This is a genomic window from Faecalibacterium langellae, from assembly GCF_002549775.1.
Lineage (GTDB): Bacteria > Bacillota > Clostridia > Oscillospirales > Ruminococcaceae > Faecalibacterium > Faecalibacterium langellae.
This window is the reverse complement of the sequence record NZ_NMTR01000013.1, coordinates 35,435-50,883: the sequence shown is the minus strand read 5'-3', so window position 1 is coordinate 50,883 and position 15,449 is coordinate 35,435. Positions and strand designations below refer to the sequence as shown.

The 15,449-nt window shown below is 59.5% G+C and carries 13 protein-coding genes; 4 read left to right on the top strand and 9 right to left on the bottom strand.

The features are described 5' to 3' along the window. Positions 1–119 precede the first annotated feature (119 nt). A complete protein-coding gene (locus tag CGS49_RS13945; protein WP_143405815.1) occupies positions 120–350 on the bottom strand; it encodes a hypothetical protein in 231 nt (76 codons plus the stop codon). 248 nt (positions 351–598) lie between these two features. On the opposite strand from CGS49_RS13945, the gene aroD reads away from it, so the two are divergent. Both aroD and CGS49_RS05225 read left to right on the top strand, forming a co-directional pair. Then, on the top strand, positions 599–1,354 hold the full coding sequence (aroD, locus tag CGS49_RS05230; RefSeq protein WP_097800854.1) for a type I 3-dehydroquinate dehydratase: 756 nt from the start codon (positions 599–601) through the stop codon (positions 1,352–1,354). A gap of 40 nt (positions 1,355–1,394) precedes the next feature. Then, positions 1,395–1,916 (top strand): GNAT family N-acetyltransferase, encoded by a 522-nt coding sequence (locus CGS49_RS05225; RefSeq protein WP_097800853.1) that lies wholly within the window; start codon positions 1,395–1,397, stop codon positions 1,914–1,916. A gap of 204 nt (positions 1,917–2,120) precedes the next feature. Here CGS49_RS05225 and CGS49_RS05220 read toward each other — a convergent pair whose 3' ends face one another. The 8 genes from CGS49_RS05220 to CGS49_RS05185 form a co-directional block, all read right to left on the bottom strand. Next, a complete protein-coding gene (locus tag CGS49_RS05220; RefSeq protein ID WP_097800852.1) occupies positions 2,121–3,332 on the bottom strand; it encodes an NADP-dependent isocitrate dehydrogenase in 1,212 nt (403 codons plus the stop codon). 77 nt (positions 3,333–3,409) lie between these two features. After that, positions 3,410–4,597, bottom strand: coding sequence for a pyridoxal phosphate-dependent aminotransferase (locus CGS49_RS05215; RefSeq protein WP_097800851.1), 1,188 nt, complete (start codon positions 4,595–4,597; stop codon positions 3,410–3,412). A 126-nt stretch (positions 4,598–4,723) separates the two neighbouring features. Further along, positions 4,724–5,905 carry a cation diffusion facilitator family transporter gene (locus tag CGS49_RS05210; RefSeq protein ID WP_097800850.1) on the bottom strand — a complete coding sequence of 394 codons (1,182 nt, stop codon included), beginning with the start codon at positions 5,903–5,905 and terminating at the stop codon, positions 4,724–4,726. 182 nt (positions 5,906–6,087) lie between these two features. Beyond that, positions 6,088–7,728 (bottom strand): phosphoenolpyruvate--protein phosphotransferase, encoded by a 1,641-nt coding sequence (ptsP, locus tag CGS49_RS05205; RefSeq protein ID WP_097800849.1) that lies wholly within the window; start codon positions 7,726–7,728, stop codon positions 6,088–6,090. A 99-nt stretch (positions 7,729–7,827) separates the two neighbouring features. Continuing rightward, positions 7,828–8,091, bottom strand: coding sequence for an HPr family phosphocarrier protein (locus CGS49_RS05200; protein ID WP_097800848.1), 264 nt, complete (start codon positions 8,089–8,091; stop codon positions 7,828–7,830). 290 nt (positions 8,092–8,381) lie between these two features. Continuing rightward, positions 8,382–9,113: a DUF4830 domain-containing protein gene (locus CGS49_RS05195; RefSeq protein WP_097800847.1), complete on the bottom strand. Its 732-nt coding sequence runs from the start codon at positions 9,111–9,113 to the stop codon at positions 8,382–8,384. Positions 9,114–9,214: 101 nt separating this feature from the next. Next, positions 9,215–10,057: an HAD-IIB family hydrolase gene (locus tag CGS49_RS05190; protein WP_097800846.1), complete on the bottom strand. Its 843-nt coding sequence runs from the start codon at positions 10,055–10,057 to the stop codon at positions 9,215–9,217. Positions 10,058–10,069: 12 nt separating this feature from the next. Continuing rightward, positions 10,070–11,239 (bottom strand): GH25 family lysozyme, encoded by a 1,170-nt coding sequence (locus tag CGS49_RS05185; protein WP_242975376.1) that lies wholly within the window; start codon positions 11,237–11,239, stop codon positions 10,070–10,072. A gap of 339 nt (positions 11,240–11,578) precedes the next feature. On the opposite strand from CGS49_RS05185, the gene CGS49_RS05180 reads away from it, so the two are divergent. Then, a complete protein-coding gene (locus CGS49_RS05180; RefSeq protein ID WP_097800844.1) occupies positions 11,579–12,637 on the top strand; it encodes a PTS sugar transporter subunit IIC in 1,059 nt (352 codons plus the stop codon). A 330-nt stretch (positions 12,638–12,967) separates the two neighbouring features. After that, on the top strand, positions 12,968–15,370 hold the full coding sequence (locus CGS49_RS14535) for a beta strand repeat-containing protein (RefSeq protein WP_097800843.1): 2,403 nt from the start codon (positions 12,968–12,970) through the stop codon (positions 15,368–15,370). Positions 15,371–15,449: the final 79 nt, after the last annotated feature.

Here is a 15,449-nt window from a genome sequence, read left to right as displayed (position 1 = left end):
GTTCGTCCTGAGCCAGGATCAAACTCTTTATAAATGATATTTATCACTTTTAAAGTGTTAAATCTTGTTCGCTCAGCACGCAATCGCTTGCGTCCTGTGTGAATTACTTTTGGAATTGTTTAACGTGTTTTTCCAACACGAAAATAGGTTCCGTTACAAGTTTTTCGATATTGTTCAATTTTCAAGGTCCTGTGCGCCTCAGCCTTAGCGGCTGACGACTTGATTATTTTACCACAGAAGTGGTTTTTTGTCAAGTCTTTTTTCGAAGCTTTTGAACTTTCTGAACTTGAATCATCTTGAAGTTCCTCGGCGCTAACCGGTCTTTCTTGACGTTCATTGGTTCTTTTCAAGGGCTTCGTGCTGAAGTCATTCTTTTGCCTCCGCGCTTGGCGCTCAAGTATAATACCACACCCCGGGACAGTTGTCAACACTTTTTGACATCTTTTTTCCAATTTCTTTGCGGCGGGGTAAATGCTCCTGTTTTTCTCCTATTATAATAACCGTCTTTTCTTGACAAGGCGGCGGGCAGAACGTATTATGGAGTCATTCTAGTATCCTGTATGATGTAGTTATCCTTATTATATAAAGGAGAAGTGCCATGTCCTGTGTCAACATCCGCAGCTACCGCATCGGGGAGGGCCGTCCCAAGGTCATTCTGCCCATTGTGGAGCGCACCGAAGCTGCTATTCTGGAAAAGGCTGCGCAGTTTTCAACCTTGCTGGCCGATTGTGTGGAATGGCGGGCAGACTGGTTCGAGAGCTTTCAGTCCCCCGCTGCCATTGCCCGCTGTGTACAGAAGCTGCGGGTTGCCCTGCGGGACAAGCTTCTGCTGGTGACCTTCCGTACCAAGGCAGAGGGCGGCGAGCGGGCGCTCTCCCATCCGGAATACCTTGCCTTTCTGCACCTGATCCTCGATACCGACTGCGCCGACCTGCTGGACATCGAGTTCTTCACCGCCGGGGCAGACCTGCCCAAGCTGGTGGAGCAGGCACATTCCGCCGGGGTCGCAGTGGTGTGTTCCAGCCACGATTTTGCCAAGACCCCACCCCGGGCAGAACTTGTCCATCGCATGGTACAGATGCAGCAAGCCGGTGCAGACCTGCCCAAACTGGCCGTGATGCCCCAAACCCGCACCGATGTGCTGGAATTGCTTGCCGCCACTGCTGAGATGGCTGACCGGCACCCGGAAACGCCCGTCATCACCATGAGCATGGGCGCTCTGGGGGCTGTGAGCCGTCTGGCTGGGGAGACTTTCGGCTCTGCCATGACCTTTGCCAACCCCGGGCAGGCAAGTGCACCGGGGCAGGTCTCGCTGAACATCGTAAATGAAGTGCTGAATGCACTGCATTTGTAACCAACAAATCGGAAGTTGTACCTCAAAGGAGTGATTCACCATGAACATTGAACGAATTACCAGCGAAACGCATCCGTTGTATCAAAAGGCAATGGAACTTTATAATATCAGTTTTCCGGCACACGAGCAACGTGAAACTCGTTCACAGAATCAGATTTTGACGAAGGATGCCTACCATTTCGATATAATCTGTGATGAGGGAGAATTTATCGGTGAAATTCTCTATTGGGAAATTGCCGGTTTCTTTTATATTGAGCATTTTTGTGTTCTGCCTGCTATGCGGAACAAGCACTACGGACAAAAGATTCTGAACGCTTATCAAGCGACTCCTTTAATTCTTGAAATAGACCCACCCGTGGACGAAATATCCATTCGTCGGAAGGGATTCTACGAACGTTGTGGTTTTGTGAAAAATCCCTATCGGCATATCCACCCGCCCTATCATGCAGAAAATCAGGGGCATGAACTTGTCATTATGAGTTCGCCTAGAATGTTGGAGGCTGATGAATATGAGTGTTTCAACCATTATTTGCAGGACACTGTGATGAAGAACGTATATTGACAACTTCGCGTTTGTGGAGCGAAGCAGAACAATGAAAGCCCCAGTGGGGCTTTTAAGCGACAGAACGGTCTTGCGTAGCAAGATGGAGGGGCTTTGCCCCGACAAGTTCCAGTTTGTCGCACATCCTGCCTAAAACATAAACCGGAACGATCTTCCCTTTTTCGGGTGGATCGTTCCGGTTTTTATGTTATATTGAAAATCGTTTTATGCCAGCTTGGCTTCCAGACGCTCACGGATGGCCTTGATAAAGCCCTCGCTGTCCACAGCGGTGGGGGTGATGCCCTCTGCCAGACCGCACAGGTCCTTGGTCATGATGCCCTCGTTCAGGGTCTGCAAGCTTGCGGCTTCCAGCGCCTCGCCAAAGTGCACCAGCTCCGGCAGATTGTCCAGCTCGCCGCGCTTCTTGAATGCGCCAGACCATGCAAAGATGGTGGCCATGGGGTTGGTGGAGGTCTTTTCGCCCTTCAGATACTTATAGTAGTGGCGGGTGACGGTGCCGTGGGCGGCCTCGTACTCGTACTTGCCGTCCGGGCTGACCAGCACACTGGTCATCATGGCCAGCGAGCCAAAGGCGGTGGAGACCATATCGCTCATCACATCGCCGTCGTAGTTCTTGCAGGCCCAGACAAAGCCGCCCTCGCTGCGGATGACGCGCGCCACGATATCGTCGATGAGGCTGTAGAAGTAGGTGATGCCGGCAGCTTCGAACTTTTCCTTGTACTCGGCATCGTAGGTCTCCTGGAAGATATCCTTGAAGGTGTGGTCGTACTTCTTGGAGATGGTATCCTTTGCGCCGAACCACAGATCCTGCTTCACGTCCAGTGCGTAGTTGAAGCAGCTGCGGGCAAAGCTGCGGATGGAATCATCCTTGTTGTACTGACCCTGCAGCACACCGGCACCCTCAAAATCAAAGACGGTGGCGCGCTGCTGGCTGCCGTCTGCACCGGTGAACACCAACTCTGCCTTGCCTGCACCGGGAATGCGGAACTCGGTGCACTTATACACATCGCCGTAGGCGTGGCGGGCGATGGTGATGGGCTTTTTCCAGTTCTTGACCACCGGATGAATGCTGTCGATCATAATGGGTGCGCGGAACACGGTGCCGTCCAGCACAGCGCGGATGGTGCCATTGGGGCTTTTCCACATCTCGTGCAGCTTGTACTCATCCATGCGCTGGGCGTTGGGGGTGATGGTGGCACACTTGACCGAGACGCCGTACTTCTTGTTGGCGAGGGCGGCATCCATGGTCACCTTGTCGGCGGTGGCGTCGCGGTTGGGCAGGCCCAGGTCGTAGTATTCGGTCTTGAGGTCCACAAACGGAAGGATCAGCTCGTCCTTGATCATCTTCCACAGGATGCGGGTCATCTCGTCGCCGTCCATCTCGACGAGGGGCGTGGTCATTTTGATCTTTTCCATAGCAGGGTTCCCTTTCCTCTCTGATGTATATTCCCAGCCCCGCGCCGCCAAACGCCGCGCCGGAGCGGTTCGGCTTTTTATTTGCGGTAGGCCGCCGCCAGCTTTTCGAGGGCAGGCAGACTGCGGCGCACCTTTTCAGTGTCGATGCAGTAGGCAAGCCGCACATAGCCCTTGACGCCAAAGGTGTCGCTGGGCACCAGCAGCAGGTCGAATTCCCGGGCTTTCATGCAGAAGGCGTTGGCGTCCTCCTCCAGAGCCTTCGGGAAGATGTAGAAGGTGCCGCCGGGGCGCTCCACCTCAAAGCCCAACTCGGTGAGCTTATCGTACAGCAGGTTCATGTTGGTCTCGTAGACGGACAGGTCGCTGGTGACCTCCTGGCAGCGGCCCACGGCACGCTGGATGATGCTGGGCGGGCAGTTGTGGCCGGTAAAGCGGGAGATCTGGGCCATCATATCCACAAGGATGTCCTCACCCTCACAGCCCGGGCGCACCGCCACATACCCCAGACGCTCGCCGGGCAGGCTCAGGCTCTTGGAGTAAGAGAAGCAGGTCAGCGTGTGGGGGTAGAATGCCGCCGGGTAGGGCACGGTCTTGCCGTCAAAGGCGATGTCGCGGTAAGGCTCATCGCTGACGAGGAAAATGTTGTGTCCGAAGGCCCTGCTCTTTTCGGTCAGGATGTCGGCCATGCGGGTGAGGGTCTCGGCCGAGTAGACCACACCGGTGGGGTTGTTGGGCGTGTTGATGAGCACCGCCGTCACCTTCTCGGTGAGCATTGCTTCAAACGCGTCCAGATTGGGCTGGAAGGCCGGGGCCTGCGGCGGCACCCCCTTCAACTGTGCACCGGTGCCCTCCACATAGGGACCATACTCCGGGAAGTAGGGCGCGAAGGTGAGCACCTCGTCGCCGGGCTGGGTGACGGCACGGATGGCGTGGGCAATGGCACCCGCCGCACCGGTGGTGGGGAAGATGTGCTTTTGCTCATAGGGCAGGCCAAACGTTTTCGTCAGGTGTGCTGCCACATCGGTGCGGAAGCCCGGGTCGCCCTGACTGGGGCAGTAGCCGTGCAGGTTGACCGGTTCTTCATTGGCCAGCAGGTCCTGCATAGCTTCGGTGAACTGGGGCGGGCAGGGCACGCTGGGGTTGCCCAGCGAGTAATCGAACACATTCTCATACCCGATGGCGGCAGCGCGCTGCTTGCCGTACATGAAGGTCTCGCGGATGACGCTCTTGTTGCCGAGCATCGCGCGGTAAGTCTCGTTCAGCATAATACTTCCCCCTGAAATTCTTGTTATCCTGGCTCCCCTTTGGGGAAGCTGGCAAAACCGAGAGGTTTTGGCGGAGAGGGCGAGGCCGTGAAGCAGCAAGCACCGGCTCACCTTCAGAAAGCTGTTTTATTTGTGGGCAGCCGTATAGCTCTGCTCCACCTTGATGATGCAGCTATAGGCCGCATCCTGCTCTTTGATGAACTGTTCCAGCTGGCTCAGCAGCTCCACCTGATCGCCGGTGTAGCCCGCCGGGAGCACCAGATCGAACAGCACGTTCGTGTGGGTCTTGCCCGGCACGATGCGCAAATCGTGCAGCGAGAGCTCCGGGTCGAGCTGGCGCAGCTTTTCGGTCAGCCGGGCGCGCAGCACGCCCACAGCCGCATCCGAGGTGACGATGGGGTCATAGTGGATGGTGACCATCAGGCGGTCGTTTTTCAGAAAGTCCCGCTCGATGTTGTCGATCAAGTCGTGGGCATCCAGCGGGTCCTGCTCGGCGGGCAGCTCCACATGGAGCGAGGCGAACTGATGACCCGGACCGTAGTCGTGCACCATCAGATCGTGCATGCCCAGCACGCCGGGGTAGGAAAGCACCTTCTGCTCGATGTGGTCCACAAGGTCCTCGCTGGGGCTTTCGCCCAGCAGCGGGCTGAGGGTGTCCCGCACAAGGCCCCAGCCGGAAACAAGGATGAACACCGCCACGGCAACACCCATCAGGCCGTCCAGAATATCCCAGCCGGTCACATGGCACAGGATCGTGGCAAAGAGCACCGCACCGGTGCTCAGCACATCGTTGCGGCTGTCGGCAGCGGTGGCAATGAGGGTCTCGGACGCAATGATGCGGCCGATGGTGCGGTTGAAGCCGCTCATCCACAGCTTGACGAGGATGGACGCCGCCAGCACGGCTACCGTCAGTCCGCTGAAGACCACCGGCGTCGGGTGCAGCACCTTGACCACCGATTCCTTCAGCAGCGAAAATCCGATGCCAAGGATGGTCACGCTGACTGCAAGCCCGGCCAGATATTCATACCGGGCATGGCCGAAGGGGTGTTCGGCGTCCGGGGCCTTGCTTGCCAGCCGGAAGCCCACCAGACTGACCACATTGGACGAGGCATCCGAAAGGTTGTTCAGCGCATCTGCCGTAATGGCGATGGAGCCGAACAGGGTGCCCACGGTCAGCTTGCCCAGGCACAGCAGCAGGTTGCACACCATGCCCACCACGCCGGCAAGGTTGCCGTAGGCGGCACGCACCTTGGGGTCCTGCGCATGGTCGGGCTGGCGGATGAACAGACGAATCAAGAATTGTGTCATAATCTCCTCCACGGGCAGCGCTGGACACCTGCATACCCTGTCACAGCTTATAGTATAGCATTTCGCTTTAGCGTTTTAAAGTATTTTCCGTAAACTTTTGGCCCGTATACAAAGACCCCGGCAGAGCGTGACGCCCTGCCGGGGGTTCTTATGGGAACGGTAAACCGGGATTCTCTTGTTCCTTACTTTTCAGAAGGCTTGCTCAGGTCCACGCTGCGGATGATCTTGCGCACCGGCAGGATGCTCTTGGCGTTCATGGACAGCTCGTCCACGCCCATGCGCAGGAAGGTCTCGGTGAGGGCGGTGTCTGCGCCCAGTTCGCCGCAGATGCCCACCCAGATGCCGTGGCGGTGGCCAGCCTCGATGGTCATCTTGATGGCACGCAGCACAGCGGGGTGGTGGGGGTTGAAGAAGGGCTCCAGCTTTGCGTTCTGGCGATCCAGCGCGCAGGTGTACTGGGTCAGGTCGTTGGTGCCGATGGAGAAGAAATCACACTCGGCGGCCAGCTCGTCCGCGATGAGCACGGCGGCGGGGGTCTCGATCATGGTGCCCACTTCAATGTTCTGGCCCATCTTGACGCCCTCGGCGGCCAGCTCTGCACGGCACTCCTCCAGAACAGCCTTGGCGTCCTGCAGCTCCCGCAGGCTGGTGATCATGGGGAACATGATGCTCATGTTGCCGTAAGCGGAAGCGCGCAGCAGCGCGCGCAGCTGGGTCTTGAAGAAGTCCTTGCGGGTCAGGCAGATGCGGATGGCACGGTAGCCCAGGGCGGGGTTGTCCTCGTGGTCCAGCTTCATGTAGTCCACGGTCTTGTCCGCGCCGATGTCACAGGTGCGCACCACCACCTTGCGGGGGGCCAGGCTCTCCACCACCTGCTTATAGGCTTCGAACTGGTAATCCTCGCTAGGGTAGTCCTTGCAGTTCAGGTAGACGAACTCGGTGCGGAACAGGCCCACGCCGCCGGCGTCGTTCTGCTGCACAGCGCCCACATCGCCCATGCCGCCGATGTTGGCAAACACATTGATGGTCTTGCCGTCCAGCGTGGTGTTGGGCTTGCCCTTCAGCTCCTGCAGCAGGGCCTGCTTTTTCTGGTCCTCCTGCTGGCGCTTTTTCAGGCTCTTGAGCAGGTCGGGGGTGGGGTCCACATACACACAGGCGTTGTAGCCGTCGATGACGGCCATCTTTCCGTCCCAGTCGTCCTGGATATCCTTGCACTGGATCAGGGCGGGGATGTTCATGCTGCGGGCCAGAATGGCGGTGTGGCTGTTGGAGCTGCCCTCGCGGGTGATAAAGCCCAGCAGCAGGCTCTTGTCCATGCGCACCGTCTCGGAGGGAGCCAGATCCTCCGCCACCAGAATGCTGGGCTCGGTGCCCTGCAGGCTGGCATTGTCCACCCCCTGCAGAATATCCAGCATGGCCTGCGCAATGTCCAGCACATCGGCGCTGCGGGCCTGCAGATACGGGTCGTCCATGGCAGCGAAGACGGCTGCCTGGTTGTTGCCGGCGGTCTTGACGGCATATTCGGCGCACATCTTCTGCCCGTTGATGATCTCCTTGATGGCATCCACGAAGTCGTCGTCGTCCAGCATCATAGCATGGATGTTGAACACCTCGGCGATGTCCTCACCGGCTTCTGCCAGTGCCTTTTCATACAGTGCGGTCTGCTGCTCGATGGCCTTCTGCCGGGCAGCTTCAAAACGCTCCAGTTCTGCGGCGGTATCTGCCACAGGAGCGGTGGAAATAGCGGTATCTTTTTTCTTGTAGATCTTCAGCTTGCCAATGGCGATGCCATTGAGCACGCTTTTGCCGGTGCCTACCTGCATTGTGCACTCTCCTTCTTTCTCATCGGGACATTTCGTCCCGTACCGTCCAAAAAAGCCCCCGCAGCTCAACCGCGAGGGCTTTCGTCATCACGCTGCCGATCAGACGTTCTCGGTCAGGAACTTCTGGATTGCTGCGGCTGCAGCTTCCTCGTCGTCGCCCTCGACCTTGACGGTGATGGTCTCGCCCTGCTTGACGCCCATGCCCATCAGAGCCATCAGCTTGCGCAGATCGCAGCTCTTGCCGTCCTTCTCGAGGGTGGCGCTGCTGGTAAAGCCCTTGACGGTCTTGACGAGCAGGCCGGCGGGACGTGCATGGATGCCGCAGGCATCCTTAACGGTATACTGGAATTCCTTCATAATCATTTTCTCCTTACTTGATCCCACGGGACGCCGTTTTTTCGCGTCGATTGCGGCCGCGCCGCACCGTGAGTTGATACTTCTATTATAAACCCTGTCCCAAATTTTTTCACCATTTCATATTGCTAATTTTTTGCGCATTTTTTTGGTACAATTGAACATAAGAATGCGACAAAAATGCACAGGTTTCACTTTTATTTCCGATTGTGCGCAAATTTTAGGCATTTTGCTCTCCGGTTCGACGCAGTTTTTCGCCCGGTTCCCGGCAGTTCCGGCGCGCAGCAGGCGTTCCCGCGTCATTCCACCGGGTAGCCCTCGGCGTCCAGCGGCAGGTCTGCCGGGTCGATGGCTGCGGGCTGGGTGTCCGGCTCGCCGGAGGTCTGCTGGGCGTCCAGCTCCTCGTCATGGCGTTCGCCCCAATCGCCGCTGTAATCCTCGCCCGAGGTCTGCTGCGCCTGGCCGTCCAGCGTCTGGGCGTCCAGTTCTTCGTCGTGGCGCTCGCCCCAGTCGCCGCTGTAATCTTCACCGGAAGTCTGCTGGGCTTCGGCCTCGGCCATGGCGGCCTGCATATCCTTCAGCCCCACCACGACGCCGGAGGGCCGCTCCAGCAGGTAGGCCCCCACGGCCTTTTTCTTGTACACCAGCAGCACGCCGTAGCGGCTGGCGTCCCCATTGCTGGCCGCCGGGATCAGCGCCGTCCATTTCTCCACGGTCTTACCCTTGTAGCGGGCAAGGTCCATGCCGCTCTGCTGCACCACCCCGTTGAAGGCCGAAAAGCTGTCGTCCCACTTGCGGGGGATCTTGACCTTATCGGCCGTGATGGACGCGCCGTCCACATCCAGCCCGTAGCCGGTGAACCAGGTCTGAATGTCCTGTGCGCTCTCGATCTTGTTCACGGACGCCGACGCCGTGACGGTGCGGCTGCTGATATAACGCCCCAGCAGGGCGCTGCAGACCACCAGTGCGCAGCACATGGCCCCGAGACCCAGTTTTTTCAGGCTTGTTTTGCTCAATGTGACTACAAACATATCCCCATGCCTCCCCAGCCAGTTTTCTCTGAGAACAATTTATGGGGAATGTGCTTTGGATATGACAAAAGGCAGGCGTTTCGTGCCTGCCTTTGAATTGTTCAGTGTGCTTTTGTAAAATCTTCCGGGCTTACATTGCCGTGCTGGCGCAGCACGGTTTCCAGCACCTGCATCACGCCGTAGTCCCGGTGGGAGGGTGCCAGGAACGGCACATTCGCCCGCAGCGGTTCGCTGCCATTCTCCATCAAAAAGCCGTACTTTGCGGTGGTGAGCATCTCGGCGTCGTTGTAGGTATCGCCAAAGGCCATCATGCTGTCTGCCGGGATGCCCAGCAGGGCCCCCACCCTGGCCAGAGCTGCCCCCTTGTGCACACCGGGGTTCATCACGTCCACCCAGTTTTTGCCCGCCACGGCCACCGAGAATGCGCCGCCGTTGCCGGTGTGGAACGCACCATACGTTTCGTCAAAGGCCTCCTGCGCATTGTCGTGCGGCAGATAGACCGTGAACTTATCCGCTGCCGCTTCCACGGCGGTCAGGTCGTCCACATATTCCACCCGGGTGTAGAAGTTCTTGAACACGGCATCGTACTGTTCGTCCTGCTTTTCGGCATAGGCTGCCTGCAGCCCGCACAAAAGGCCCACATCTCCGGCCTGCTTTGTGCTGCGGGCAAGGCTGCGCCAGCCTGCGGCAGGCATCTCGGAGACGAACAGGTCCCTGCCCTTCCAGCGGGCCGCACCGCCGTTGTCGCCGATAAGGATGATCTCATCCAGCAGGTCCGGGAACATGGTCTCCAACGTATACAGCGGTCTGCCGCTGGCGGCGGCGAACAGGATGCCCTGCCCGGCCAGTGCGCGGATGGTGTCGGCAAACTTTAGCGGCAGCTGGCTGTGCTCGTCCAGCAGGGTGGCGTCCATGTCCGACGCGATCAGTCGAATGCGGTCCATAGGCTCCCTCTCTTACCCGATATAGCTGATGTTCACATCCAGGTCGCCCTTGTAGCCGGGCAGGCGCGCGGTGCAGGTGCCCTGCCACAGGGCGCAGTCGATGGGGCTGCTGGCAACACCATAATGCGCGTTCCAGATGGTATATTTTTTCAGGCTGTTCAGATTGACACGCTTGCGGTACCACAGGGTAGAGGCATACACACCGGGTTTGTAGCCCTGTGCCTTGACCTCCTCACAGAAGGCGATGGCGCACTTGGTGCGGTCCTCCATACCCAGACCGTCGGCGCGGCCGGAACCATTGGAAGCGCCGGATGCTTCGGTGTCAAAGAAGATGGGGTAATCCAGCTTGCGTCCGTTCAGTACGTAGGCGCAGGCAAAGGCTTCCTCCTTGGCTTCCTCCTCGGTGGTGGCCTGACTGAAGAAATACACGCCCACCTTCAGGCCCGCATTCTTCACATTGGTGAAATGCTCCTCGAACATGGGGTCCAGCACCAGCGTGCCGGAAGCACCATAGCCGCGGTAGCCGATGCGGACGATCACAAAGCTCACGCCTGCCTTTTTGATCTGCTCCCAGTCGATGTTCTTCTGGTATTTGGACACATCCACGCCGAAGGTCTTGCCCTTCTGCAGCACACCGTCGGCGTCAAAATAATAGAGCTTGTCGTCGATGCACTGGATGCCGGTCACCGGCTCGTGGGTGGTGGAGCTGTAATAATAGGTCTTGCCGCCCGTGGTGCGCCAGCCGGAATACACCGGTTCGGCCTTGTCCAGCCAGCCGAACAAAAAATTCACCAGCCAGGTCCAGAAGCCGTTCTCGCTGCCAAAATCAAGGCACTGGGCCTCGGCCTCGTTCAGCGCACCGGCGTCCAGTGCTTCGCTGATCTGTTCCGGCGTCAGCACCACGCTGTTTTCCGGCGTGTGCTGGTTCACGCTGTTCTCCTCGGCCTCGGTGGCCTGGGCGGGGGGTGCTTCCGGGTCCTCGGCGGCCAGCTCCGGGGTCTCGGGCAGCAGGGTGGGCCGGTCGGTCTCCTGCACTTCCTGCGTCTGCGCTGCCGCGGCAGTCTCCGGTTCTTCCGGCTGGGCCGCCAGCGCCAGCGGTGCCCCCAGCGAGAAGGTCAGTGCCAGCGCCAGCGCTGCCGCTGTGCCCCGGACCGTGCATTTTTTCCAGAACGTCTTTTTCATGCTGTGCTCCCAAACTTCATCTATTTCTCGGACGCCGCCCCGCAAAAAAGGACAGCATTTCATTTTTCAGTTACGCTTCCAGTATACACCCGCGGGCAAGGCCGCGTCAATTGCCGCGCACGGGGGCGCGCGGTTTTCTTTGCGGCGCACCCCGCACCCGAAAAATGCTCCAAAAGAAATACGTCCCGCGCCCGCAAATCATTGCACAAAGCCAAAATTTGCAGATATTTCCAGCAAAAATGCGGTTTTCGCTTGCTGTCTTGACATGTGTATGGTATTATACATGACATGCAGTTTCTGCACAAAACAAACATCTCTGGAACAGAAAGGCAGTTTCTCATGTCAAATGTGAAAGATTTCTTAAAACGCAAGGATATCGTCATCACGCCGCAGCGCTACCTCATCGAGGCGCTGGGTGCCATGGCACAGGGCCTGTTTGCCAGCCTGCTGATCGGCACCATCATCAAGACGCTGGGCCAGCAGACCGGTCTGGACGTGCTGGTGGATCTGGGCGGCTACGCCACTGCCATGAGCGGCCCCGCCATGGCCTGCGCCATCGGCTGGGCGCTGCACTGCCCGCCGCTGGTGCTGTTCAGCCTGATCACCGTGGGCTACTCTGCCAACGCGCTGGGCGGCGCAGGCGGCCCGCTGGCGGTGCTGGTCATTGCCATCGTCGCGTCCGAGCTGGGCAAGGCGGTCAGCAAGGAGACCAAGGTGGACATTCTGGTCACCCCGCTGGTGACCATTTTTGCAGGCGTGGGCTTGTCCATGCTCATCGCCGCGCCCATTGGTGCCGCCGCCAGTCAGGTGGGCACCCTGATCATGTGGGCCACCGAGCAGGCCCCGCTGGTGATGGGCATTCTGGTGTCGGTGATCGTGGGCGTGGCGCTGACCCTGCCCATTTCCTCCGCCGCCATCTGCGCGGCGCTGGGCCTCACCGGCCTTGCGGGCGGTGCCGCCGTGGCGGGCTGCTGCGCCCAGATGATCGGCTTTGCGGTCATGAGCTATAAGGAAAACGGTGTGGGCGGCCTAGTCAGCCAGGGCCTTGGCACCAGCATGCTGCAGATGGGCAACATCGTCAAGAACCCCCGCATCTGGATCGCCCCCACCCTTGCCAGCGCCATCACCGGCCCGCTGGCTACCTGCGTGTTCCACTTTGAGATGAACGGCGCGGCCGTTTCCTCCGGCATGGGCACCTGCGGTCTGGTGGGCCAGATCGGCGTGTACACCGGCTGGGTCAACGACATCGCCGCCGGGACCAAAGCCGCCATCACCCCCATGGACTGGGCCGCCATGGTGCTGCTGTGCTTTGTTCTGCCCGCCGTGCTAAGCGTGGTGTTCTGCGAAGCAGAGCGCAAGCTGGGCTGGATCAAAGAGGGCGACCTGAAGCTGAACTGACCTTTCGTCATTTTGTCCAAAACCGGAGCCTGTGCGCCGCCTTCCGGGGCGGTGCGCGGGCTTTTTTGTTTGGTTTTTGCGGTGCGGGGCAGCGAAAATGCGGCGAAACCCACCCACTTTTTCCATGCCTTGCACAAACTGCGCAAGTTTCTTTGTGAACTTTGACAAATTTCACCCTGCATCAGCATTTTTGTCACTTTTACTTCTTGAAATTTACCCCTCCCCCCCTATAATTAGGGCACAAATGACTTGTTCCCGGAGAAGCCGGGCGCACGCCATTGGAGAGTATACAGGCCGTTGGGGGCCTGCTAAAAGTGGAGGTAATTTCTTATGCGTGTAAAATCAAATAAGCTTGCCCTGCGGGTGCTTTCCACCGCCACGTTTCTGGCAATGGTGTCGTCCTGCGCCACCGCAGCATTTGCAGGCACGTATTACATGGAGGATGGCAGCATCAGCATCGTTGCCAAAACGGACGGCAACTACATCACGCAGGGTACTACCATCAACGATCAGAAGGACGCGGGCGAAACGGTCATCACGAACCACGACAGCGAAACCGCTTCTAAGAACACCGTCACCATCAAAGCGGAGGAGGATTGCACCGCCAATGTCACGCTGGACAACGTGAACATTGATGCCAGCGACACCGGCAAGGCCGCCATCCACACCGAGGGCAATGTGACGCTGGAGCTGGACGGCGACAACACCCTGACCGGCGGTACCGGACATGCGGGTCTGGAAAAGAACGACAATACCGGTAATGGCACCCTCATCATCAAAGACGATAAAAACGATGATGGCACTGAGAAAACAGAGGAGCAGAAAAAAGCTGAGACAGAAAGCGGCAAGGGTGCCGGTTCACTGACCGCCACCGGCGGCGCGGGCGGTGCCGGCATCGGCGGTGCAAGTTCCAGAAGCAGCAGCAACATCACCATCACCGGCGGCAACATCACTGCCACTGCCGGCAGCAACTCCGGCACTCGCCTCGTGTACTGCGGTGCCGGCATCGGCGGCGGTGGATTCGGCGAGGGCAACAACATCAAAATCACCGGCGGCACGGTGAACGCCACCGGCGGTGAGGGAAACGGCTTTTACCATTACGGCGGTGCCGGTATCGGCGGCGGTTATCAGCGCGGTGCCAACGATATCATCATCTCTGGCAATGACACCAGGGTCACTGCCACCGGTAAGGATGGCGGTGCCGGCATCGGCGGCGGTTTTGCCGGAACCGCCACCGACATCACCATCTCCGGCGGCACCGTGGACGCCACCGGCGGCTCCCATGGTGCAGGCATCGGCGGCGGCGGCAACAGCTACCAAAGTGCAGCCGGCAGCGCCAGCAACATCACCATCTCCGGCGACAAGACCCATGTCACTGCCACTGGCGGTCTCTGGGGTGCCGGCATCGGCGGCGGTGCGGGCGGCGGTGTCAAAAACAGCACTGCAGGCAACGCCAGCAACATTACCATCTCCGGCGGCACGGTCATCGCCACCGGCAACGGTTCGGCTGCCGGTATTGGCGGCGGTTCCGGTGTGGCATTTGTTAGGGTGCCCAAAGCCGGCAGCGCCACCAACATCACCATCTCCGGCGGCAATGTGACCGCCATCGGCGGCAAGGGGTTTGACTCCATAAGCGGCGGTGCCGGCATTGGCGGCGGCACGGACAGTCTGGGGCAAAGCAACGGCGGTGCCGGCAGCAACATCACCATCTCCGGCGGCACCGTGAACGCTGTGGGCGGCCGCAACAGTGCCGGCATCGGCGGCGGTGACGGTGCGGGCTGCAGCGGCATCACCATCTCCGGCGGCACGGTCACCGCAAGCAGTGAAGACGGCGCAGCCGGTATCGGCGGCGGGCGCTGGGCCGGTGCAGGCACAGCAGACAGCGCCGGCGTGACCATCACGAACGGCACCGTGACTGCCAACGGCGGTGCAGGCGCGGCAGGCATCGGCGATGGTGCAAATAATGTTTCCGACGTTGGCTCGGTCATTTCCATCACCGGCGGCACCGTGACTGCCAACGGCGGCGCAGGCGAAGCCGCAGGCATCGGCAACGGCGAAAACGATGCCCGTGATGCTGCCGTGAGCATCAGCGCCACCAATGCCGCTCTTGACGTCACTGCCGTGACGCAGGGCAGCGGAGAAGCCATCACCGGCGGCGATGACCTGACCATGGCAAAGCTGGACAACCTGTTCAGCGGCGTGGTGCGCTTCTTCCACGGCGAGGACCACTACAACACCGTGCACAACGGAAAGTATGTGGGCATGGACGACAACAACGCCGATGAACACAAGAAAACGGATGCCCACATCTGGGGCAGCACCGAGATCATCCGGCAGGCAACTCCCACCGAACAGGGCATCCTGCGCCACCACTGCGCGGTGGACGGCTGCAAGGGCTACTACGAGGAGTTCTTTGACTACGTTGCCCCCACAGAGCCTGTGACCCCCGCGCCCACGGACCCGGACACCCCGGATGTGCCCGGCACTTCGGACAGCACCCCGGGCACCCCCGCACAGGGCACCCCGGCAGATGCGGCAACGGCAGACGCCGTCCCGGGCGCTGCAACGGCGGAAGAAGTCTCTGTGACGCCCTCCGGCGCACAGACTGTCACCGCCGCCGCCCTGCCCAAGACCGGTGTCAACTGGCTGGCAGCGGTGGGCAGCGCCATCAGCGGCATGGTCCTGCTGGCAGCGGGCTATGTGCTGGACCGCAAGAGCCGCAGACAGAACTAATTGCAATCCCCGCCTGCCGCGCGGTTCCGCAAGCAGCGCGGCAGTTTTCCCCTTCATAACAGGAACAGCGCCCCGAGAC